General features: G+C 61.3%; 17 protein-coding genes and 1 riboswitch. Of the genes, 9 read left to right on the top strand and 8 right to left on the bottom strand.

Annotation, left to right across the window (positions count from 1 at the left end; all coding sequences use genetic code 11):
- Positions 1-6: 6 nt before the first annotated feature.
- The 3 genes from CLV45_RS14850 to CLV45_RS14840 are packed head-to-tail and all read right to left on the bottom strand — an operon-like array spanning position 7 to position 3128.
- Entirely contained in the window at positions 7-1293 is a 1287-nt protein-coding gene (locus CLV45_RS14850; protein WP_100337256.1) for an O-antigen ligase family protein, read from the bottom strand.
- Between the two features lie 24 nt (positions 1294-1317).
- On the bottom strand, positions 1318-2358 hold the full coding sequence (locus CLV45_RS14845) for a glycosyltransferase family 9 protein (RefSeq protein WP_100337255.1): 1041 nt from the start codon (positions 2356-2358) through the stop codon (positions 1318-1320).
- Positions 2355-3128: a glycosyltransferase family 2 protein gene (locus CLV45_RS14840; protein ID WP_100337254.1), complete on the bottom strand. Its 774-nt coding sequence runs from the start codon at positions 3126-3128 to the stop codon at positions 2355-2357. The genes CLV45_RS14845 and CLV45_RS14840 overlap by 4 nt, the downstream gene beginning before the upstream one ends.
- A 141-nt stretch (positions 3129-3269) precedes the next feature.
- Between CLV45_RS14840 and CLV45_RS14835 the strand changes: the two genes are divergently transcribed.
- Positions 3270-4463, top strand: coding sequence for a hypothetical protein (locus CLV45_RS14835; protein ID WP_100337253.1), 1194 nt, complete (start codon positions 3270-3272; stop codon positions 4461-4463).
- Between the two features lie 54 nt (positions 4464-4517).
- Here CLV45_RS14835 and ahcY read toward each other — a convergent pair whose 3' ends face one another.
- Together ahcY and CLV45_RS14825 are read right to left on the bottom strand one after the other, a co-directional pair.
- On the bottom strand, positions 4518-5837 hold the full coding sequence (gene ahcY / locus CLV45_RS14830; RefSeq protein ID WP_100337252.1) for an adenosylhomocysteinase: 1320 nt from the start codon (positions 5835-5837) through the stop codon (positions 4518-4520).
- Between the two features lie 122 nt (positions 5838-5959).
- A complete protein-coding gene (locus CLV45_RS14825; RefSeq protein WP_100337251.1) occupies positions 5960-6724 on the bottom strand; it encodes a DUF4397 domain-containing protein in 765 nt (254 codons plus the stop codon).
- A gap of 186 nt (positions 6725-6910) precedes the next feature.
- Between CLV45_RS14825 and CLV45_RS14820 the strand changes: the two genes are divergently transcribed.
- Positions 6911-7516 (top strand): hypothetical protein, encoded by a 606-nt coding sequence (locus CLV45_RS14820; protein ID WP_157807535.1) that lies wholly within the window; start codon positions 6911-6913, stop codon positions 7514-7516.
- A gap of 33 nt (positions 7517-7549) precedes the next feature.
- The gene (locus tag CLV45_RS14815) at positions 7550-8743 is read left to right on the top strand and encodes a THUMP-like domain-containing protein (protein WP_100337249.1); all 1194 of its coding nucleotides are present in this window, start codon (positions 7550-7552) and stop codon (positions 8741-8743) included.
- A 243-nt stretch (positions 8744-8986) separates the two neighbouring features.
- On the opposite strand, the gene CLV45_RS14810 is transcribed toward CLV45_RS14815, so the two are convergent.
- On the bottom strand, positions 8987-9589 hold the full coding sequence (locus CLV45_RS14810) for a DNA-3-methyladenine glycosylase (RefSeq protein WP_100337662.1): 603 nt from the start codon (positions 9587-9589) through the stop codon (positions 8987-8989).
- 79 nt (positions 9590-9668) lie between these two features.
- Positions 9669-9897, top strand: a riboswitch (cobalamin riboswitch).
- A 203-nt stretch (positions 9898-10100) separates the two neighbouring features.
- On the opposite strand from CLV45_RS14810, the gene CLV45_RS14805 reads away from it, so the two are divergent.
- Entirely contained in the window at positions 10101-12011 is a 1911-nt protein-coding gene (locus CLV45_RS14805) for a TonB-dependent receptor (protein ID WP_157807533.1), read from the top strand.
- A gap of 44 nt (positions 12012-12055) precedes the next feature.
- A complete protein-coding gene (locus CLV45_RS14800; RefSeq protein WP_100337247.1) occupies positions 12056-13156 on the top strand; it encodes a YncE family protein in 1101 nt (366 codons plus the stop codon).
- Between the two features lie 98 nt (positions 13157-13254).
- Here CLV45_RS14800 and CLV45_RS14795 read toward each other — a convergent pair whose 3' ends face one another.
- The gene (locus tag CLV45_RS14795) at positions 13255-13518 is read right to left on the bottom strand and encodes a hypothetical protein (RefSeq protein WP_100337246.1); all 264 of its coding nucleotides are present in this window, start codon (positions 13516-13518) and stop codon (positions 13255-13257) included.
- A gap of 217 nt (positions 13519-13735) precedes the next feature.
- Here CLV45_RS14795 and CLV45_RS25005 point away from each other — a divergent pair, with 217 nt between their 5' ends.
- The 4 genes from CLV45_RS25005 (at position 13736) to CLV45_RS14780 (ending at position 18670) form a co-directional block, all read left to right on the top strand.
- Complete coding sequence (locus CLV45_RS25005) at positions 13736-14095, top strand: hypothetical protein (RefSeq protein WP_157807531.1); 360 nt, start codon at positions 13736-13738, stop codon at positions 14093-14095.
- On the top strand, positions 14092-14664 hold the full coding sequence (locus CLV45_RS14790) for a helix-turn-helix domain-containing protein (RefSeq protein ID WP_135395091.1): 573 nt from the start codon (positions 14092-14094) through the stop codon (positions 14662-14664). The genes CLV45_RS25005 and CLV45_RS14790 overlap by 4 nt, the downstream gene beginning before the upstream one ends.
- Positions 14665-14778: 114 nt before the next feature.
- On the top strand, positions 14779-16293 hold the full coding sequence (locus tag CLV45_RS14785; protein ID WP_100337244.1) for a hypothetical protein: 1515 nt from the start codon (positions 14779-14781) through the stop codon (positions 16291-16293).
- 88 nt (positions 16294-16381) lie between these two features.
- Entirely contained in the window at positions 16382-18670 is a 2289-nt protein-coding gene (locus CLV45_RS14780) for a B12-binding domain-containing radical SAM protein (protein ID WP_100337661.1), read from the top strand.
- A gap of 4 nt (positions 18671-18674) precedes the next feature.
- Here CLV45_RS14780 and CLV45_RS14775 read toward each other — a convergent pair whose 3' ends face one another.
- Entirely contained in the window at positions 18675-19787 is a 1113-nt protein-coding gene (locus CLV45_RS14775) for a hypothetical protein (protein ID WP_157807530.1), read from the bottom strand.
- Positions 19788-19802 lie beyond the last annotated feature (15 nt).

The following is a 19802-nucleotide window of genomic DNA, read 5'->3' as shown; positions in this document are numbered from 1 at the left end:
ATCCGCTCAAGAAGGGTTTTGTTGGCCTAGCCGGACTTCCCGTTCCGTACTTACTACGAGAAAGCCGTAGAGAAAAACGAAAAGGTTGAAGCCGATCTGAACTTCCAACAAGGAATCGACCAGCATGGCCGCTCCCAAAATCACCAGGAAATGCACTACGTACGGGTTTCGGCGCAGTGCGGGTTGCAACAAGGGCGTAAGAAGCACCAGCAGCCAGAGAAACAAACCAACTAGTCCGCTGGCTACCAGGTAGTGCAGGTACTGGTTGTGAATCATGGCCCGGTGCTCGGGCCGCAGGCCATAGTCGCGCCAGGTATATTCCTGCATCATGGCATCGTAGGCATCGGCGGGGCCCACGCCCAGCCACGGACGGCGTGCGGCCAGGGCCTGCGCCGTTTGCCAGGCGGCCAGCCGCTGCGACAGGGACGAGGTATTGATATCGTGGCCTTTTTCGAACTGCTGGATATCGTAGAGGGAACCGCCGACCCGGCGCTGCACGGAGGGAAGGTTGGTATAGGCCAGGTAGGGTACAACCAGCAGGCATACCAACAGCGCCAGCCCGGCCAGAATTTGCCGGTTGAGCACTACAACCCACACCGCATCAACCAGGAGCATGGCGTAGAGCGCCAGCAGGCCCGTGCGGTACACCAGCACGTGCAGCACCACCACGCAGGCCAACGACGCCCCGCGGAGCACCCAGCGCAGCACGGGCGGGGCCAGGGCTTCGCGCTGCAGCAAGAAGCCGAAGTAGACACCCAGCACCAGCATCACGCTGAAGTGAATATGAAAGATACGAGTAACGGAAGCCACGTTTTGCCCGGTTTCGATGAGGTGGTTGGCTTCCTGGGGATTAAGCAGATACTTGCCCAGCGTCGCGAGGCCAATCAGGGCTACGCCAATAGTAAAAAAGCTGCCCACGGCGTAGCGTTGGCGCGGCGTGAGGGGCACGGCCAAGGCAAAGGCCAGTGGCACACCCAGCAGGGGCAATTGGCGAAAGACCTCGTGCCGCCACACTTCCCAGGCAGAAGTATAGAAAGCACTGGACAGCAGCAGCACATACAACAGGGCCAGCCGCACAGCCGCCCCATTGCGCAGCCACCGCGGGAGCTCCTGCCGGATGGCCGGATTGAGCAAAGCCGCAACTACGGCCGCCACCGGGCTTAGCGAAACCAGGGCCCGGGCCGCAAACAACCCCACTACTCCGGCCAGACAGGCTACTAGCAGCAGGTATTGGGAAAGCCGACCATCGTGGTAAGCACTACGCACCGTATTCCCCGGGAAGGAAAATGTCATATGCAGAAGAAAGGCGCAATAACGTTAGGATAAACCAGAGGGCAGCGGGTTCCAGGCCAGAATACGGTGCGCTACCTGCAAGGGCAAAATAGCTTTGATGCACGTACAAACTGCGGGCTCTTGGCGGCAGGCGGAGCAGTCGGGCCGGTCGAAGACCAGGTACTCGGCGTGCGGGCCCAGCGGGGCCCAACGGCCGGGGTGAGCAGGCCGCATCGGCGGATACAGCCCCAGCGCGTGCCGGCCCAGCGCAGCAGCCAGATGCAATGGGCCCGTGCTGGCCGCTACCAAGCCGTCGGCGGCGGCAATACAGCTGAGCAGCTGAGCCAGCGACAATTGCCCGGTCAGGTTGCCGGCCAGGTAGGCAGCGTGTTCCTGCAGCCAGACGGCTAGCTCCTCGCCTTCCGCGGCCGTGCCCGTGATAAACACGCGGTGGCCGGCCTCGTGCAGCAGCCGGGCCAGCGTACCGAAATGCGCTAGACCCCACTCCCGGGCGCTACCGCGGGAACGGGGGTGCAGGATAAGGTTGAGCTGGCCGGTAGTGCGGGCAGCTAGCAGCTGCTGCACGGCGGCGGGCAGCGGATCCTTAGCGTGGAGCTGGACCAGAGGTGTTAGTTCGGTGAGGGTCAACTCATGGGGCACGCCCAGGGGCTGGAGCAGCTTGGCATTGAGTTGGGCTTCGTGCAGCAGGGAGTGGCGGCGGCTTAGGGCCACCAGCCGGTTGCAGGTCAGCCAGTGAATCCACCGGTTGCGGGTGCCGATGCGCACGGGAATACCCACTTTCTGCGCCGCCCGGGCCAGTACCTTGTTGGGAAACACGTGCACAATAGCTTCGGCCTGGTACTGGCGTAGGGCCGTTAGCTGCTCGGCTTCGGGGAGCTTAAGCAGCTCATCGTAGTTGAGAAAACCATCGACCCAGGGGCAGGCCTCGGCTACAGCCTGGGTGTAGGTGCGCCCAATAAGAATGATGCGGCAGCCAGGTACATTCTGCTTGAGCACCCCACACAGGGGCAGCGTCAGCACGACGTCGCCAATGGCATCGGTGCGGCTGATGAGGAAAGTTCTCATACGGGCAGGGCGGCCGAAGCCGGTTTGGTGCGCAGCTTGGCAAACTTGAGAAAAACGCCCCAGGCGGAAATGGTGGCAATGCACAAACCGGCGAAGCCATCCAGAAAGCCCAGCCGGAAGAAATAGCCGTGCACAAACCTCCAGACGGGCTTGAGCAGCAAATGAAACACCGTAACCCGGCTTTTGCCCCGCAAGGCCAGCTCGGCGGCCGCAATGCTCGTGAACCGGTTGAGCTGACTTACGTGCTGGTCCACGGAGTGGTAGGAATAGTGCAGGGCATCACCGGCCAAGACGCCAACCGACTGCCCGGCGGCTACTTCAAAACGCTCGTGCAGTAGCAGGCCTTCCCACCGCCCCAGGCGCCGGTCGTAGAGGCGCAGCTTCCGGTCGGGGTACCAGCCGCCGTGCCGCACCCAGCTGCCGCAGTAGTTAGTGAGCCGGGCCAGGGTGTAGCCCGCGTGCTGCCAGGCGGCCTTCGTGGCCCGGATGGAAGCGCGCAGCTCGTCGGTCAATACCTCGTCGGCGTCGAGCTGCAGCACGTAGTCGTGGCGGGCCTGGGCGGTGGCGTAGTTTTTCTGCTCGACGTAGCCTTCGAAGGCGTGCTGAACCACCCGGGCCCCGTGCTGCCGGCAGATTTCCACGGTGCGGTCCGTGGAGAAAGAGTCCACGACCAGCACGTCATCGGCAATATCCTGCAGCGCGCTCAAGCAGCGGCCAATGTTGGCTTCTTCGTTGAAGGTGATGATGACGACGGAAAGAGAAACTGGCATACGGACGTCAAATATCCGGATTTGGGCGCAGCTTCTTGCTTTACTCTTGACACAAAGCGCTACTTTCGGTTAAGCTTGGCGACAAGTGCTCCAGCTACTCACGAACTCACTTCTTCTCTATTTCAGAGCTTTACTTTCCTCATGCTTACAACCCAAGAGCCGGAAATCCGGCAGGTATATGGCACTGCCAAGGGCTGGCGCCTGTTTATTTATATCCTAGTTCCGCCGTTCATTCTGCTGTTTTTAGTTCTGCCTTTTCTACTGTGGGATAAGGCAGCGCAGCCGGCCCTCGTGGTTGGGGTCGGCCTTGGGTCGGTTGGGATGGGCCTGTTTTTTTTGTACGGCCTACTGGAAACCATCAAAGCCCGGCATATCATCACGGCCGACAAGCTGATTTACGAGGGCGTGATACGGCGTAAGGAAATACCTCTGGCAAACCTCAAGGGGTACCGCGTCGACCAGCATTACACTTACCTGGTACCCAAAACCAAAGCCGACCCGAGAATACGCATTGGCTACACCAGTGAGAGTTATGCGGCCATGCAGCAGTGGTTTGCGGCTCACTACCCCGATTTGGACGTGCAGGAGCAGCAAGAAGCTGCCGCCCGGCTGTTGCAGGCAGAGGAACTGGGCCGCACCGTAGAGGAGCGGGAAGCAGTGCTGGCCAAGGTAGCACAGGTCGCAAAAGTGGCCAATATTGCCGGTGGGCTGGTGGCCGCCTGGCTATTTCTGCAGCCGCAGCCCTACCAGTGGGCCGTGGCGGCCGGGCTGGTTACGCCCCTGCTGGCGGTAGTGCTGATTTGGCTGCACCGGGGCGTACTGCGGCCCGACGAGGTGAAGAACAGCGCGTATCCTTCCGTGGCCCTGGCCATTCTGCTCCCGGCTCTGGCGCTGTTGGTGCGGGTTATGATGGACTTTGAGATATTAAACTATTCCCCCTTGTGGCCAATAGCTGGCACTGTAGCCGCGCTGTACGCCCTGCTTTTGCTGGTGGGAAGTCAGCCGCTGATAGCCCGTAACGATTCGCGCACTTCTCTCCTGCTTTCCTGCGTAGCCTACGCCGCCGTGTATGGTTTTGCGGCCGTAGCTTCCTACAACTGTGCTTTCGACGAAGGCCAGGGCTCCACTTACGACGTGCAGATTCTCGGCAAACACAAAAGCTCGGGCAAAACCACCACGTACTACGTCAACGTCAGCCCCTGGGGGCCGCGCACCACGGCCGAGGACGTAACCGTGTCCCAGGACTTTTACGAAAGCGCCCAACCCGGCACCCAAGCCCAGATTCTGCTGCAGCCCGGGGCCTTATCCATTCCCTGGTTTACTATTCTGGAATAAAAAAGCCCGCCTGAATTACTCAGGCGGGCTTTTTTAAAGCGGGTTAAAACCGGCTTAGTAGCGGTACAGGTCCGATTTGAAGGGGCCCTGTACTTCCACGCCGATGTAGCTAGCTTGCTTGGGCTTGAGCTCATCAAGCTCCACGCCGATTTTGGCCAGGTGCAGACGGGCTACTTTCTCGTCGAGGTGCTTGGGCAGGGTGTAAACCTTGTTTTCGTACGAGGCCGAGTTCTGCCACAGCTCCAGCTGCGCCAGCGTCTGGTTGGTAAACGAGTTCGACATCACGAACGAAGGGTGGCCCGTAGCGCAGCCCAAGTTTACGAGGCGACCTTCGGCCAGGATGATAACTTCTTTGCCGTCAATGTTGTAGAGGTCAACCTGGGGCTTCACCGTATCCTTGGTGTGGCCGTAGTTCGAGTTGAGCCAAGCCATGTCAATTTCATCGTCGAAGTGACCGATGTTGCAGACGATGGCCTTGTCCTTCAGGGCGCGGAAGTGCTCCTCGGTGATGATGTCGCAGTTGCCGGTAGCCGTTACCACGATATCCGCTTCCTTAATGGCATTTTCCATGCGCTTCACCGCGTAGCCGTCCATGGCGGCCTGCAGGGCGCATATCGGGTCAATTTCGGTGACAACAACCCGGGCCCCGGCACCGCGCAGCGAGGCGGCCGTACCTTTTCCAACGTCGCCGTAACCGGCCACGACGGCAATTTTGCCGGCCATCATGACGTCGGTAGCGCGGCGGATAGCATCCACGGCCGACTCTTTGCAGCCGTACTTGTTATCGAATTTCGACTTGGTAACCGAGTCGTTGATGTTGAAAGCGGGCATGGGCAGCGTCCCGTTCTTGACGCGGTCCAGCAGACGGAGCACACCAGTCGTGGTTTCTTCCGAAATGCCTTTGATACCGGCGGCCAGCTCGGGGAAACGGTCCAGGACCATGTTGGTCAGGTCGCCACCGTCGTCAAGAATCATGTTCAGAGGCTGACGGTCTTCACCGAAGTACAGCGTTTGCTCGATGCACCAGTTGAACTCCTCCTCGTTCATGCCTTTCCAGGCGTACACCGGAATGCCGGCGGCGGCAATAGCGGCGGCGGCGTGGTCCTGCGTCGAGAAGATATTGCACGACGACCAGGTCACATCGGCACCCAGAGCAATGAGCGTTTCAATCAGAACCGCAGTCTGGATGGTCATGTGCAGGCAGCCGGCGATGCGTGCGCCTTTCAGGGGCTGCTCAGCACCGAATTCTTCGCGCAAGGACATCAAACCCGGCATTTCGGCCTCGGCCAACCGGATTTCTTTGCGGCCCCATTCGGCCAGCGACATGTCCTTTACTTTGTACGGAACGTACGTTTTCGTCGTGGTTTCAACCATGATGCAGATGATATTTGCGATTCAACTACAAAGATACGGTTTTTGTTCGCGGGACTTTAACCACAAAAAAAGCCCGAACCTTACGGTCCGGGCTTTGCTGCCGGGCTAGGTAGCGGGCAAGTTTAGTTGTGCTCGATGATAACGGCTTTCAGGCGCTGAGCGTCGGGGATGCTGTTGCTTTTCACGCCGCGCAGTACCACGGTATAAATCTTACCGGCCGCATAGGTTTTGGTCGTGGCCGTGTTGCTGCCCGTGCCATCCCCCACCGAAGCCTCGATGGTAGCGGTAGCGCCCGACCCGATGGAAACGGCCAGATTATAAGGCCCAGGGGTAATTTCGGTAAATGTCGAAGCCGTACCAAAGGCCACGTTCGTGATAATGTCGCTGGTGCCAACAGTGGCGTTGGGCAGCGAGAGGCTGACGGCATTAGGCGAGCCGACGCCCAGGTGCACCAACCGAATTTTGGCTTTCCCCGTGTTGGGAGCCGTCAGGTCGTCGTTGACGGCCAGGCTGGCCAGGGAGCCAAGCGTAGCCGAGGGCGAGTAGGCGAAGACCGAGTAGTTCTTGTCTTTATCAATCGTGACGGTTTGGGTACCTACCGTCGAGCCGCTCGTGGCGTCGTTGATTTTGATGGTCTGGGACCCGGCGTTTACGGCCGCGTACGAGCTGCTGGTGCCAAAGGCCTGGGAGGCCACTTCTTTGTTGTCATTGGCCACAAATTTCACCGAGCCTGTAGATGAGGCCGCTTCGTGGGCGAAAATTACTCTGCCCTGGTCAGGAGCGGGAGCAGCCGAATCGTTGTCATCCCCGCAACTAGCAAAGGCCAGGGCAGCGGGTAGCGCTGCTAGGAAAAAACGGCGCTGCAGGATGTTTCGTAGGGTTTTCATAAGCAGAGAAAAAAAGGTAGGGGCGAATTCAACTGCCGACAGAACGTAAGACCCCCGGCTTTTGTTGGATGGGGGCAATAAACTTTTTCTAGACGAATAGGATTTTTTCCTCGACCAACCGTCTAGCAGTCTATTGCACAGAGCGCTATATTTGCATTCACGCCTATTCTACCTTTGCAGCACTCCATGTCTATTCTTCGTCGCACTACTTTTGTGCTCGGTTTTTCCCTGTCTTCTCTGGCCGGGTTTGCTCAGCAGGCTCCCACGGTGGCTCCGCCCGTAATCCGGCTCAGCCCCGAGGATGAAGCCCGGGGCTTGAACGGTCCGCAGCGAAATTTCTTCTTCGCGACGGGGGAAATCAAAAGTGAGGCCGACTACCGAAATGCCGGCTTTTTCGGGCAGCGCCTGCGGCCTTATCTGCAAGGCAACGAGGAAGCGTTGGCCAGCCTGAACAGCTACCGGTTGCACAAGTGGCTCTACCTGGGCGAGCGGCTCACCTTTGTGGGGGCCGTAGCGCTCTACAGCCAGCAGGTGCTGGCCGGCGACGGGGACCAGCAATATTTTGAGAACCCCCAGAAGGTGGCTATTGGCGTGGCGGCGGTAAGCTTGCTGTCCAACATTATTATTACCCGCCACACCAACGAGCGTTTTCAGCGGGCAGTAGAGGCGCACAACGCCGGGCTTTCGACGGCCCACACCAGCATGCTGAACCGGCTCACGCCCTCAGCTGTTGGACTGGCAGCAGCGCCTAGTGGCTATCCGCTGCTAGCTTTGCGCTGGAACGTGCGGTAAGCCGTTCGCGCTGTTTTCCCGTAAATACCTTGCATGAACTATCCGCTTCCTGCAGCGGCCCGGCAGTATGTTGCCGACCATCTGCATGATGACCCCGCTACGCTGGCCCTGCAGGCCCGCCGGTACCCGGGCCTGCCCGTGCCGGAACTGGTGCGCCAAATCCAGGCCCGCCAGAAAGCCCGCACCAAATTGCCCGCCTGGGCCGACAACCCAGACCTGATTTTTCCGCCGGCTTTGTCGGTGGAGCAGGCTTCGTCGGCGCGTACGGCCGCTTTTAAAGCTAGCTTGGTCAGTGGGCAGCGCCTAGTGGACCTCACGGGCGGCTTTGGAGTAGACGCCACCCATTTTGCTACTCAAGTTCCGGAAGTACATTACGTGGAACGGGACCCCGGCCTGGTAGCCGTGGTGCAGTACAACCTGGCGCAGCTGGGCATTACCAATATTACCTGCCACGCCGGCGACGCGCTAAGCTTTCTGAAAAGCACGCCCGATACCTTCGACTGGATTTATCTAGACCCGGCCCGGCGCAACCCGGCCGACAAAAAGATATACCGCCTGCAGGACTGTGAGCCCGACGTGCTGCGCATCTTGCCCCTGTTACTGCACAAAGGCAACCGGGTGCTGCTGAAAACTTCCCCCATGCTCGACATCGAGCAAGCCCTGCTGGAGCTCAAGCAAGTGCGGCGCCTATGGGTGGTTGCCGTGGACAATGAGTGCAAGGAAGTACTCTACGAGCTGGGGCCCGAGGCCGCCGTGGACCCGGAGCGCTACACGGTGAATTTGCTGCGCAACGGGCAACAGCAGGAATTTCGGCTCAACAAGGCCCGCGAAACCCGGGCCGTTGCCCGCTACGCCGAAGCCCAGGGCTACCTCTACGAGCCCAACGTGGCAGTACTCAAAGCAGGCGGCTTTAAAAGCATCGGTACGGCTTTCGAGCTGCTGAAGCTAGGCCAGCACAGTCACCTCTACACCTCCGACGCCCTGCGGACCGACTTCCCCGGCCGAATTTTCCGCATCGTGGCCACGGAGCGCTACGACCGGGACGCGCTGCGCGCCCACCTGGGCCCCGAGGCCCGGGCCCACGTCACGACCCGCAACTTCCCCGACACCGTGGCCGATTTCCGCCAGCGCACCGGCATCCGGGAAGGCGGCGACTTATACATGTTTGCCACCACCGATTTGCAGGGTAAGCTAGTCGTGCTGGTTTGTGAAAAGCAGACGGTTTGATGGGCTCAGGTGCTAAACGCAGGGAATATGTCCTTGCGAGCGAAGCATCCGTCCGTTGAAATGTGCTGAGTGCCCTTAAGTAAAAAGCCCTTTCTCGTTGGTACGGGAAAGGGCTTTCTGGTAAAAGGATACTTTGCCCTTCGCAGCGGACGAATTGATGCCGCTTGATACGCGGAATGTCGGGCCTCCTCGCAAGCACACTGGCCGTTGAACGGCAACTCACCATTTTACCATCTCACTGCTTCACCGCGCCGGGCTGGTCCAGGGACTACCCTGGAGGCGGAAGCGCCAGGGCAGAGCGGCGTCGAGTCCAGCGTAGTCGATGCCGACGCGGGGGCTGGCCAGAATCTGGTCGGCGGGGACGGGTTCCTGGCGGTCTTCCATCCAGATCAGGTTGCCGGTCAGGTCGGTGCCGTAGTGCTTGGTGGTAATGCCCAGAGCCTGGGTGAGCAGGCCGGGCCCGCCGGTCAGGTTGCGGGCCGATTTGGTCAGGCCGCGGCGCAAGAGCATTTCGGGCAGGCCTTCAGTGGGCTCCAGGCCCCGAATCAGAACGGCATCGGCCTTGCCGGCTTCGTTGGTAATGATATTGAAGAGCACGTAGCGGCCATAAATCAGGTAGGTATAGGCCACGCCGCCGGCTTCGTACATCACCTTGGTGCGGGCCGTGTAGCGGCCCAGGTGGGAGTGGCAGGCCTGGTCGTTGATATGCGCGTAGGCTTCCGTTTCGACGATGCGGCCACCGGTCAGAATGCCGTCCACGGTACTGAAAAGGTATTTGCCAATTAAGTCGCGGGCAATCTGAACGACGTCGGGGCGCTGGTAAAAGGGGAGGGGAAGTTTGGACATGAGCAGGGGCAGCAAGAGCGTTTGCCAGACAAACGGCTGGCGCAACGGAACGTTTGCCCGCGGCATACCAAAAACGCCTTATCTTTGCAGCGTTATAGGTGGCCAGACCCTGATTGGAGGGCGCGGCTGAAAAGGGAATCCGGTTGAAATCCGGAGCTGTCCCCGCAACTGTACGCTTCGAGTATTGGGAGGCCCATCCTCGCCACTGTTTCGCCGAAAGGCCGTTTCTACTTCGGAAACGACCCGAGAAATGGGAAGGCGGCCTACCGGAAGCAAGCCAGGAGACCTGCCTATACGGTTCTAGTGTTCAGCGCTTTCGGGTGAAAGGCGGAGAATGATGACAGTGGCGGCCCTGAGCCGTTGATTTCCTGTTTTCAGCCTCGGCTTCGCGGTATTTTCCTTTCGGGAGCTACTCGGGAAGTTTTGAACCGAATTTTCCTAAACCGGAAATTTGGTTCGGATGATTGGTTTCTACCGTTTACGGTGGCTCAGTCCACCTTTATTACTTGCGTTGGCCGCCAGCCTGGCGGGGCCAGGGCGGGGGTATGCCCAGCAACTTTCGCCCGACTCGGTGCAGCAGATTCAGCGGGTGCAGCAACTCCCCGCCGTGCGAATTCAGGCCGGGCTACCCAGCCGCTTCGCCGTCGGTAGCCGCACGCTCACCCTCGATTCGGTGGCCCTGGCCCAGTACCGCAGCGGTACGGTGGCCGACGTTCTCGCGGCCCGCACCCCGCTTTACATCAAAAACTACGGGCCGGGGCAGCTGTCCTCAATTTCGATTCGGGGTACCTCGGCCCGCCACACGGCCGTACTCTGGAACGGACTAAACATCAGCTTGCCGTCGTTGGGGGAATCCGACTTTGCCTTGCTACCCACGAGTGGGGCTACCCAGGTGCAGGTGCAACACGGGCCGGCCAGCGCCTTGTACGGCAGCAGCGCCATTGGTGGCACGGTGCTGCTTTCCTCGCCGCCCCAGTGGAATGCCGGCCCGCGGACTTCCTTCCAAACCGAGCAGGGCAGCTTCGGGCAGCAAGCCAACAGCTTGGAAGGAGGCTTTAGCAATGCCCGCGTGGCGGTGCGCACCAGCGCCTCCCAGCGCTCAGCTCAGAATGACTTCCCGTACTCGGTACGCGAAGCCAGCGGCATGGTACAGCACCGCCAGGAAAATGCGGCCTACCGCCAGTGGAGCCTGGCCCAGGACGTGCAGCTGCGCACCGGGCAGCATAGTGAGTGGCAGGCCGCGGCCTGGCTGACCGATGCCGACCGCCAGATTCAGCCCTCGACGGGCTCGGCCAACACCCACGCCCGGCAGCGTGACCAAAGCCGCCGCCTGCTGGCCGGCTACCACCACGTGGCGGCCCGGCACGAGTCGGGGCTGCGGGTAGCGTGGTTTGAGGACGTGCTCAACTACCGCTCCGACGATGTAGCCAGCAATTCCCGGGTGCAAACCACCCAGGCGCAGGCGGAGCATACGTTTACCTTTCGGCCCAACGCCAACCTGCGCCTGGGCGCCGAGGCGCAGCACTTCAGCGGCCATGTGGATGGCTATCAGCAGGCCATTGATGAGAATCGCTACGCCGGCTTTGCCCTGCTGCGCTACGACCCGCGGCCGGCCCTGCACCTGACGGCCAACCTGCGCCAAGCCGTGCTGCCAGGGCGGCGGGCTCCCCTCACTCCTACCTTGGGCGCGGAGTGGCAGTTTTGGCAAACTCCCGCCCAAACCCTGAGCCTGAAAGCCAACGCCTCCCGCAGCTACCGCGCTCCAACCCTAAACGAGCGGTTTTGGCCGACCGGCAACCCCAACCTAACACCGGAAGCGGGACTGGGCTACGAGGGTGGGCTTACGCACGAGTGGAAACCTACCGCGGACCTGACCTGGCAGAGCGAACTAACCGGCTACCACCAACTCGTCGACGACTGGGTGCAGTGGCTGCCCGACCGCCTGGGCCGCTACACGCCCAAAAACCTGCGCCAAGTGCGGGCCCAGGGCGTGGAAGTTGGGTCGCACCTGCGCTGGGAGCACCAGCGCTACCAGCTGCGGGCCGGGGCCGAGTACGCCTACACCCAATCCCGAAAAGTGCGGGGCTATAATGACGACCCCGACCCGGTAAATCAGCAGCTGGCCTACGTGCCCCTGCACGCGGCGGCTTTCAGCACCGACCACCGCTGGCGGCGCTGGGTGGCCTCCACCGTCCTGACCTACACCGGCCCCCGCTTCATTGACGCCACGGGCAGCAACAAGCTGCCGGGCTACACCCTGCTCAACGCAACGCTAGGGCACACGCTGCGGGTCGGGCCGGCGTGGTCGGCCACGGTGCTGGTGCAGGGCTTCAACCTAACCAACTTGGTGTACCAGAGCTACGAATACCGGGCCATGCCGCTGCGCTCGGGCAGCGTGAGTGTGCGCGTCAATTGGCACTAATCCAATAAATCAACCCTGTTCACTTTTTCACTTCTCCCTAACTCATGCTTTCCGCAAAAACCATTTCTACTCTGTTTTCCCGCATTGCCCTCACCGGCGGCCTGGCTTTGGCCCTGGTTAGCTGCTCCGACAAATCGGAAGAGGACGGGCCGTTGTATAACATCAGCAAGGACAGCAACAACGTTTTCGTGCTGAACGAAGGCAAGTTTCAGACGCCCAACGGAGCCGTTTCCTATTTTAACAAGAGCTCCAAGAAAGTAGTCGACAAGAGCATTTTTCAGACCGTGAACCAGCGGGAACTAGGCGACGTGGTGCAGTCGATGCTGGTGGTGGGCAACCAGGGCTACATTGTGGCCAACAACAGCAAGAAGGTGGAGGTGGTAAATCTGACCACGTTTAAGACCGTAGCCACGGTAAGCACCCTGGAGCAGCCCCGCTACGCCGTGGCCGCCGGCACCAATAAAGCCTATATCACCGAGTGGGTGAAATACGGCAGCCCGGGCCGGGTTTCGGTGCTGGATTTGAATACCAATACGGTGCTCAAAACCATTCCGGTGGGCAAGCAGCCCGAGCAGATTGTGGCCGTCAACGGCAAGGTGTACGTGGCCAACTCGGGCGACAACACCCTGAGCGTTATCAACCCGGCAACCGACGTGGTGGAAAGCACCATTACGGTACCCGACGGGCCCAGCAGCCTCGTGGTTGACAAGAACAGCACCATCTGGGTGCTCGGGGCGGGCTTTACCGTGTACGACTCCAACCCGCCCTACGCCGTGCTGTCGTCGACGCCCGGCAGCCTGACCAAGGTGAACCCCACGACCAACACCGTGCAGTCGAGCCTGGCCTTTGCCAGCAACAACCCCAGCGGCCTGCGCATCGATGGCACCGGCACCCAGCTGTACTACCGCTACAAAGGCGCCATTTACCGCATGAGCACCACCGACGCCGCGCTGCCCGCCACCCCGCTGATCCGGCGCAGCTTCAGCGGCCTCGACGTGGACCCCAAAGACAACACCATCTACGCCGCCGTTACGCCGTCCTACACCACGGCCGGCAAATTTATCCGCTACCAGGGCACCGGCACGGCCACGGCCATCGACTCGTTCGAGGTCAACATTGCGCCTAACGGTTTTATCTTCTATTAACCCGTGCTCGATTTTTAACCCGTTCTATTGCTTGTGTCATGAAAACGCCCTTCTGCCTGGTTGCAGAAGGGCGTTTTCTTTTGCCGTAGCGGCCGGTTTTAGTCCTCGATACCGTCGTTGTTGCGGTCCTTGGCTTCCCCGGCGTGGTCGTAGAGGTCCTGGCCGGTGGTGACTTTGGCCGTGTCGCTGGCCGCGCCGTTGGTGTTCGACGTGCTAGTTTGGCCGGGGGCGGGGTCTTTGGTTTTATCGGCTCCCCGCTCTACGTTGGTGTCACCTTTGTCGGTGCCGGTGTTGCAGGCGGTAAGCGAAACGGTGGCAAGCAGGAAGGCCAAGGCCAGGGGTCGGAGCAGAAAGGTTTTCATGGGTTGGGCTGAAAAGGAATGGAGAGCTGAAGTACTTCCTACGGCTGACCGCCGCAGTGGTTTTTGCGTAAGCAAGGCAGCCCGCGGGCAAACGCAACAATATAGAACAAACTTCATATTCCCGACCTCCCTTCGGCGCGGCTGGCTCTACTCAAAGTCTGGTGCCGAAATGCGCCGAAACTGCTTTCCCAATATATTTGTTGCTACGCTCACACCTATGAATCGTTTTGCCGCTCTGTCTGCCTTGTCTCCCGCTCTGCTGCGCCGCGCCGGCGTGCTGGCCGGGGTAAGTTTTTTACTGGGCTTACTGCTGGTAACCTACCTTTTCGGGGTGTCGGATCATTTCTTTGGGCGATTATTCGGTGCTTTTTTCGTATTATTCTGGCTCTTAGCTGTTACGTTTCTGGGCGTTGTGCCTTTCGTAAACTGGGCGGCTACTCGTTGGTTTGGTAAAGAATGGTCGGATGAGCCCGCGGCTCCCGTGCGGCGCACCCGGTCGGCTTCGGCTTCGGTTGCAGTAAATAATCGGAAACCCACGCGGCCCGTGCCGCGGCAGAACACTCCAAAACATCCGTGAAAACGACGCTCCTCCACATTAAGAACATGGTGTGCCCCCGCTGCATCGACGCGGTGCGCCACCTCCTCGAACAGGCCGGCTACCGCCCCACTCAGGTGACGCTGGGGCAGGCGCAGCTGGACCACACCACTCCCGCCGACCCCGCGGTGCTGGCCCCAATTCTGCACGAAGCGGGCTTTGAAGTCCTGATGGGCCGCGCCGACCAGCTCACCGAGCAAATCAAGGGTGCGCTGGGAGAATACCTGGAACACCTGCGCACGGCCCGCATGCCCCTGACCACCTCGGCCTTTTTGACCGAGCGGTTTGCGGCCACGTATTCGCACCTGAGCAAGGTCTTCTCGCGCACGGCCAACCTCACGATTGAGAAGTACCTGATCCGCCTGAAAATTGAGCGGGTCAAGGAAATGCTGAGCTACGGTGAAATGACGCTGAGCGAAATTGCCGACCAGATGCGCTACAGCAGCGGTCAGCACCTGAGCAACCAGTTCCGCCAAGTGACGGGCCGCTCGGTCAGTGAATTCCGCCGGGATTTGATGCCCAAACGGCTTTCCCTGGACCAGCTGGCCTAGGGCAAGCGGTATAAGCGCGAGTATTGCACGTACTCCGGCCGAATTCTGTATAACCAACGCGGTAGTCTTGGGGTAGTAGAAGCAACTTGTCTTCTACTACCCCAAGTGCTTTTTATGGATTTCCGTCCGCACCTCTTTCTGCTCCCCGTCCTGCTGCTGTCCTGGCCTTTGGTCAGCGCCGGACAGCACCATCACCAGCCTACCACGCCCCCGACCCCGCCGGCCGACACCGCACGGACCATGAACCACGCGGGCCACAGCATGCCGGGCATGCCAATGAGTGCCACGCCCGCCCCTACTGCCGCGCCCGACACCAGCCACAAACACATGCAGCACGCCGGCATGAACATGGCCGCCGACGGCTCGATGGCGCACGGGGAGCACGAGGGAATGTCGCACGCCTACTCGCGCAATTTGCCCATGGGTCGCAACGGCTCGGGCACCGCCTGGAACCCCGACCAGACGCCCATGTACATGTGGATGAGCCACCACGGCCCCTGGATGGTGATGAACCACGGGGCGGTGTACTTGCGCTACACCAGCCAGAACCTGAACCGCAGCAGCGGGCAGCGGGGTGGCAGCGCCTTCGGGGCCCCCAACTGGTTTATGACCATGGCCCAGCGCCCCATTGGGGAGAAAGGGCTGCTGAACCTGACGGCCATGATTTCCCTGGATGCCCTAACCGAAAGCAACGACGGATATCCGCTGCTGTTTCAGTCGGGTGAAGCCTACCAGGGCCGGCCGCTGGTGGACCGGCAGCATCCCCACGACCTGTTCTCGGCCCTGAGCATTGGCTACACCCACGCTTTTTCGCCCGACGTGGACCTGACCCTGTACCTGGGCTACCCTGGGGAGCCGGCCATCGGGCCAGTGGCATTTATGCACCGTATTTCGGCGATGCCTAACCCTGACGCGGCCCTGGGCCACCACTGGCAGGACGCAACGCACATTGCCTTTGGCGTAGCTACCGTGGGCCTGCGCTACAAGCAGTTCAAGCTGGAAGGCTCCAACTTCACCGGCCGGGAGCCCAACGAGAAGCGCTACGGCTTCGACAAACCCCGGGCCGACTCCTGGGCCGGCCGCCTCAACTGGAACCCCACGGCTACGCTGGCCCTGCAGGTGTCGCGGGCCTTTATCAAAAGCCCCGAGGAGCTGTTTCCCGACGAGGACGTGAACCGCACCACAGCCTCAGTGATTCACAACCAGATCTGGGGCGACAACCGCTACCTGACCTCCGCCCTGGTGTGGGGCATGAATGAGCACCTGCACGCCGACGGGGCGCACGGCGAAGTGGCGCACTCACTGCTGGCCGAAACCAACGTGCAACTGGGCAAACCCGCCGTGTACGGCCGCTACGAGTTCGTGCAGAAGTCGAGCGAGGAACTGCAGACCGGCCGCCAATTGCACACCGAGGAAGCCCCGGCCTTATACAACGTGCACGCCCTAACGCTGGGCGCCAACTACCGCCTGGCCCAGCTGATACGTACCGACGTGGTGCTGGGTGCCCAGGGTACCGTGTACCGACCCGACGCCGCAATTCAGCCCTTGTATGGCAAAACGCCGGTTTCGGCCCAGGTGTATATCCGCCTGAACCCGTCCTTGCTGCTGATGAACAAGATGAAGATGTAGCGCGGCCGGGGCTAGGGCCTGAACCAACGCGCCGCGCTACGCTGTTGGGGCGTATCTTTGTGGTTCTCTTTGCCGTGCCGCCGTGTCTATTGCTTCGCCCCGAATCCTGCTCATTACTCCGCCGCTCACCCAGCTCAATACGCCCTACCCGGCCACGCCCTACATCAAGGGTTTTCTGGGCGGCCGGGGCTACCAGGTCACCCAGGCCGACCTGGGCCTGGAGCTGGTGCTGAAGCTGTTTTCGGCCGAAGGGCTGCGGCGGGTATTTGCCGAAATTGAGGCCGGCGGCTTTGAGCTCAGCGACAATGCCCGGCGCATGGTGCGGCTGCAGCGCAGCTATTTGACCACCATCGGGCCCGTTATCCGGTTTTTGCAGAACAAGGACACCACCCTGGCCTCGCGCATCTGCCACAGCCGCTTCCTGCCCGAAGCCGCCCGCTTCGACAATATTGCCGACCTGGAAGCCGCTTTCGGCACCCTGGGCCTCAACGACCAGGCCCGCCACCTGGCCACGCTCTACCTCGAAGACATCGGTGACCTGATCAAGGAAACCGTGGGCCCGCAGTTTGGCTTCTCGCGTTACGCCGAGCGTCTGGGCATGTCGGCCACCTCATTCGATGCCATGCACGAGGCCCTACAAGCCGCCCCCAACCTGCTGGACCGGATGCTGCTGGAGCTGCTCGACGAGCTGGTGGCCCGCACCGAGCCCGACGTGGTGGGCTTCTCGGTGCCGTTTCCCGGCAACCTCTACGGGGCCCTGCGCTTGGCGGGCCGGGTGAAAGAGCTGCGGCCGGCGGCCAAAACCCTGATGGGCGGCGGTTACCCCAACACCGAACTGCGCCAGATCAAGGAGCCCCGCTTTTTCGACTACATCGACTTTCTGACCCTCGACGACGGCGAAGGCCCCTGGCTGCGCCTGCTGGAGTATATTAGTCGGCAGTTGTCCGTTGTTAGTTGTCAGGTGGAGGAACTGGCTGAAGCCGGCCCGTCAAGCATAAGCCGGCAGAACGACCTAACAACTAACAACCAACAACCAACAACTAGCACCTTCCAGCGCACCTTTCTGCGCAACGCGGCCGGCGTGGTGGAGTATATCAACCACCCCCACCCCGATGTGCCGCACACGGAAGTGGGTACGCCCGACTACAGCGACTTGCCGCTAACGGAGTACCTGTCGGTAATCGAGGTGCTGAACCCCATGCATCGGCTCTGGAGCGACGGGCGCTGGAACAAGCTCACCATTGCCCACGGCTGCTACTGGAAGCGTTGCTCGTTCTGCGACGTGACGCTGGACTACATTTCCCGCTACGAAACGGCCCCGGCCACCTTGCTCGTCGACCGGATTGAGCAGATTGTGCGGCAAACCGGACAGACTGGTTTCCACTTCGTGGACGAGGCCGCCCCGCCCCTAGCCCTGCGCGACCTGGCCGTGGAGCTCCTCAAGCGGCAGGTCAACATTACCTGGTGGGGCAACATCCGCTTCGAGAAAACCTTTACGCCCGACCTCTGCCGCCTGCTGGCAGCCTCGGGCTGCATTGCCGTGAGTGGCGGACTGGAAGTGGCTTCCGACCGGCTCTTGGCCCTGATGGAAAAAGGCGTCACCATTGCCCAGGTGGCCCGCGTCACCGACGGCTTCACCCAGGCCGGCATCATGGTGCACGCCTACCTGATGTATGGCTTCCCGACCCAAACCACCCAGGAAACCGTGGACGCGCTGGAGGTGGTGCGCCAGCTGTTCGGGGCCGGCATCGTGCAGAGCGGCTACTGGCACCGCTTCGCCATGACGGCCCATTCGCCGGTCGGGAAAAACCCGGCCAAGTACCAAGTGGTGCCCATCGGCCCCGAGCCCGGCGACTTTGCCTGGAACGACCTGTGGCACGACGACCCCACCGGTACCGACCACGAGAAGTTCGGGGCCGGCCTGGCCAAGGCCCTCTACAACTACATGCACGGTGTGGCCCTCAACGAGCCGCTCAGCTTCTGGTTCGACTTCAAGACGCCCCACTCCAAGGTGCCCCGCCAGCTGATTCAGCAGGCTTTGCAGGAGCCGGGCAAGCCCGATTTTGCCAAGCAGAACCAGCGCTTGTTCTGGCTGGGCAACGCGCCCGAGCTGCGCTATACCGAGGCCAAGAAAGGCCAGCGGGCCATCCTAACGTTTTACGAGCAGGCCGAGGACTTCGAGGTGAAAACGGCCGCCGTCCTGGGCCCCTGGCTGTACCAACTCATCACCAGCCTGGCCACCGATTACGACACGAAAGTGCTACTGAAAGAAGTGGCCGCCACCTTTCCTACCAGTGTAGCCGGCATGAGCTTCGAGGCCTTTCTGGCGTCGCCGACCTGGCAGCTGCTGCGGGAAAAAGGCCTGCTGATCCTGTAACAGCCTACTGCACGGGCCCGCGCTGTTGAAGCCAGGAAGTTAGGCCCTCGGCAAAGCCGGGGGCGGGCTGGGGCCAGAGCCATTTACCTTCTGAATTCACACGGCCGGGCACCACGAAGTCGGCATTGGCCTGGGGAAATGTCCGGACGGTGGAGCCGCGCCGGGAACCCACAGCCGCGCGCAGGCGCCGGGTACTGCCTCGGACGTCCAGGCTGGTGTCGGCGGCGGCGTATAGGGCCAGTACCGGAATCCGCAGGCGGCTTACTTGCTGAAACGGCTTGGCTTCCTCACCCGACGCCACGGCCACATTTTCCAAGACCACGAAGCTGGCGGCCGGTTGGGTCAGGCCCGTAGCCAACACCAGTTCCCGGGCCCCCGGCCCGCGCAGCCACAGTCCCACCCGGGTTGAGTCGACCGACGCCTGGTGGCGCAAAGCCTGGAACACGGCGGCTACGCTGCGGATGGAGGTTGAGTCGCCCTCGGGCACTTTGGCCGTCGGTACTACTACCGTGACGAAACCCTGCCGGGCCAGCAAGTCAGCGCGGGCTTGGGCCGCGGCAGCGGAGGTTTCGTCGGCCAGCAGGGCCACGGCCGGGTGCCGGCTCACCGTATCGGCGGGCACCAACAACGTCAGGCGCTGCGCTTTTCCGGCGGCCTGAAATGCCCAGGCTTGGGGCTGGTAAGACCGGGGCGCGGCCTGCCCCCGCCGCACCCACACAAATTCGGCCTTGATGCTGTCCAGCGTGAAGACACCCCGCAGAAAGTCGCCTTCCCGGATGGCCGTCACGGCGGCCCGGCTGGCTTGTCCCGGCTGCTCAAACATCAGCTGCGGCTCTTTGTAGCGGAGGTTGGCCGCGGCAAAGCTCATTCCCTCCAGCTCCGGAAAGTGCAGGTCGGCCTCTAATTGTCCCGGCGCCACCTCCCGCAGATCCAGCGCCACCCGCAAATCGGTGCCCTGGTAGCTGATGGGGCCTTCGTAGTGGCCCGTGGGCAAGGGCAGCGTAGTAGCCCGTTCACCACCCGAAGAGCAGCTGCTTACTACTCCCAGCACCATTCCCGGCAGCAGCCACGCGCCGAAACGAAGAGCCGGAAACGGTAAAAGCAGGAATTTTCTCACTAGGGCAAAACGGAA

This window comes from Hymenobacter chitinivorans DSM 11115 (assembly GCF_002797555.1).
GTDB lineage: Bacteria > Bacteroidota > Bacteroidia > Cytophagales > Hymenobacteraceae > Hymenobacter > Hymenobacter chitinivorans.
This window is presented reverse-complemented; position numbering and strand designations above follow the sequence as displayed.

Bases quoted from the DNA above. Each gene is read 5' to 3' on its own strand.
- CLV45_RS14815 (WP_100337249.1), top strand. From the start codon at position 7,550: ATGAACTATCCGCTTCCTGCAGCGGCCCGGCAGTATGTTGCCGACCAT.
- CLV45_RS14825 (WP_100337251.1), bottom strand. From the start codon at position 6,724: ATGAAAACCCTACGAAACATCCTGCAGCGCCGTTTTTTCCTAGCAGCG.
- CLV45_RS25005 (WP_157807531.1), top strand. From the start codon at position 13,736: ATGAATCGTTTTGCCGCTCTGTCTGCCTTGTCTCCCGCTCTGCTGCGC.
- ahcY (WP_100337252.1), bottom strand. From the start codon at position 5,837: ATGGTTGAAACCACGACGAAAACGTACGTTCCGTACAAAGTAAAGGAC.
- CLV45_RS14820 (WP_157807535.1), top strand. From the start codon at position 6,911: ATGTCTATTCTTCGTCGCACTACTTTTGTGCTCGGTTTTTCCCTGTCT.
- CLV45_RS14850 (WP_100337256.1), bottom strand. From the start codon at position 1,293: ATGACATTTTCCTTCCCGGGGAATACGGTGCGTAGTGCTTACCACGAT.
- CLV45_RS14840 (WP_100337254.1), bottom strand. From the start codon at position 3,128: ATGCCAGTTTCTCTTTCCGTCGTCATCATCACCTTCAACGAAGAAGCC.
- CLV45_RS14800 (WP_100337247.1), top strand. From the start codon at position 12,056: ATGCTTTCCGCAAAAACCATTTCTACTCTGTTTTCCCGCATTGCCCTC.
- CLV45_RS14810 (WP_100337662.1), bottom strand. From the start codon at position 9,589: ATGTCCAAACTTCCCCTCCCCTTTTACCAGCGCCCCGACGTCGTTCAG.
- CLV45_RS14785 (WP_100337244.1), top strand. From the start codon at position 14,779: ATGGATTTCCGTCCGCACCTCTTTCTGCTCCCCGTCCTGCTGCTGTCC.
- CLV45_RS14845 (WP_100337255.1), bottom strand. From the start codon at position 2,358: ATGAGAACTTTCCTCATCAGCCGCACCGATGCCATTGGCGACGTCGTG.
- CLV45_RS14795 (WP_100337246.1), bottom strand. From the start codon at position 13,518: ATGAAAACCTTTCTGCTCCGACCCCTGGCCTTGGCCTTCCTGCTTGCC.
- CLV45_RS14835 (WP_100337253.1), top strand. From the start codon at position 3,270: ATGCTTACAACCCAAGAGCCGGAAATCCGGCAGGTATATGGCACTGCC.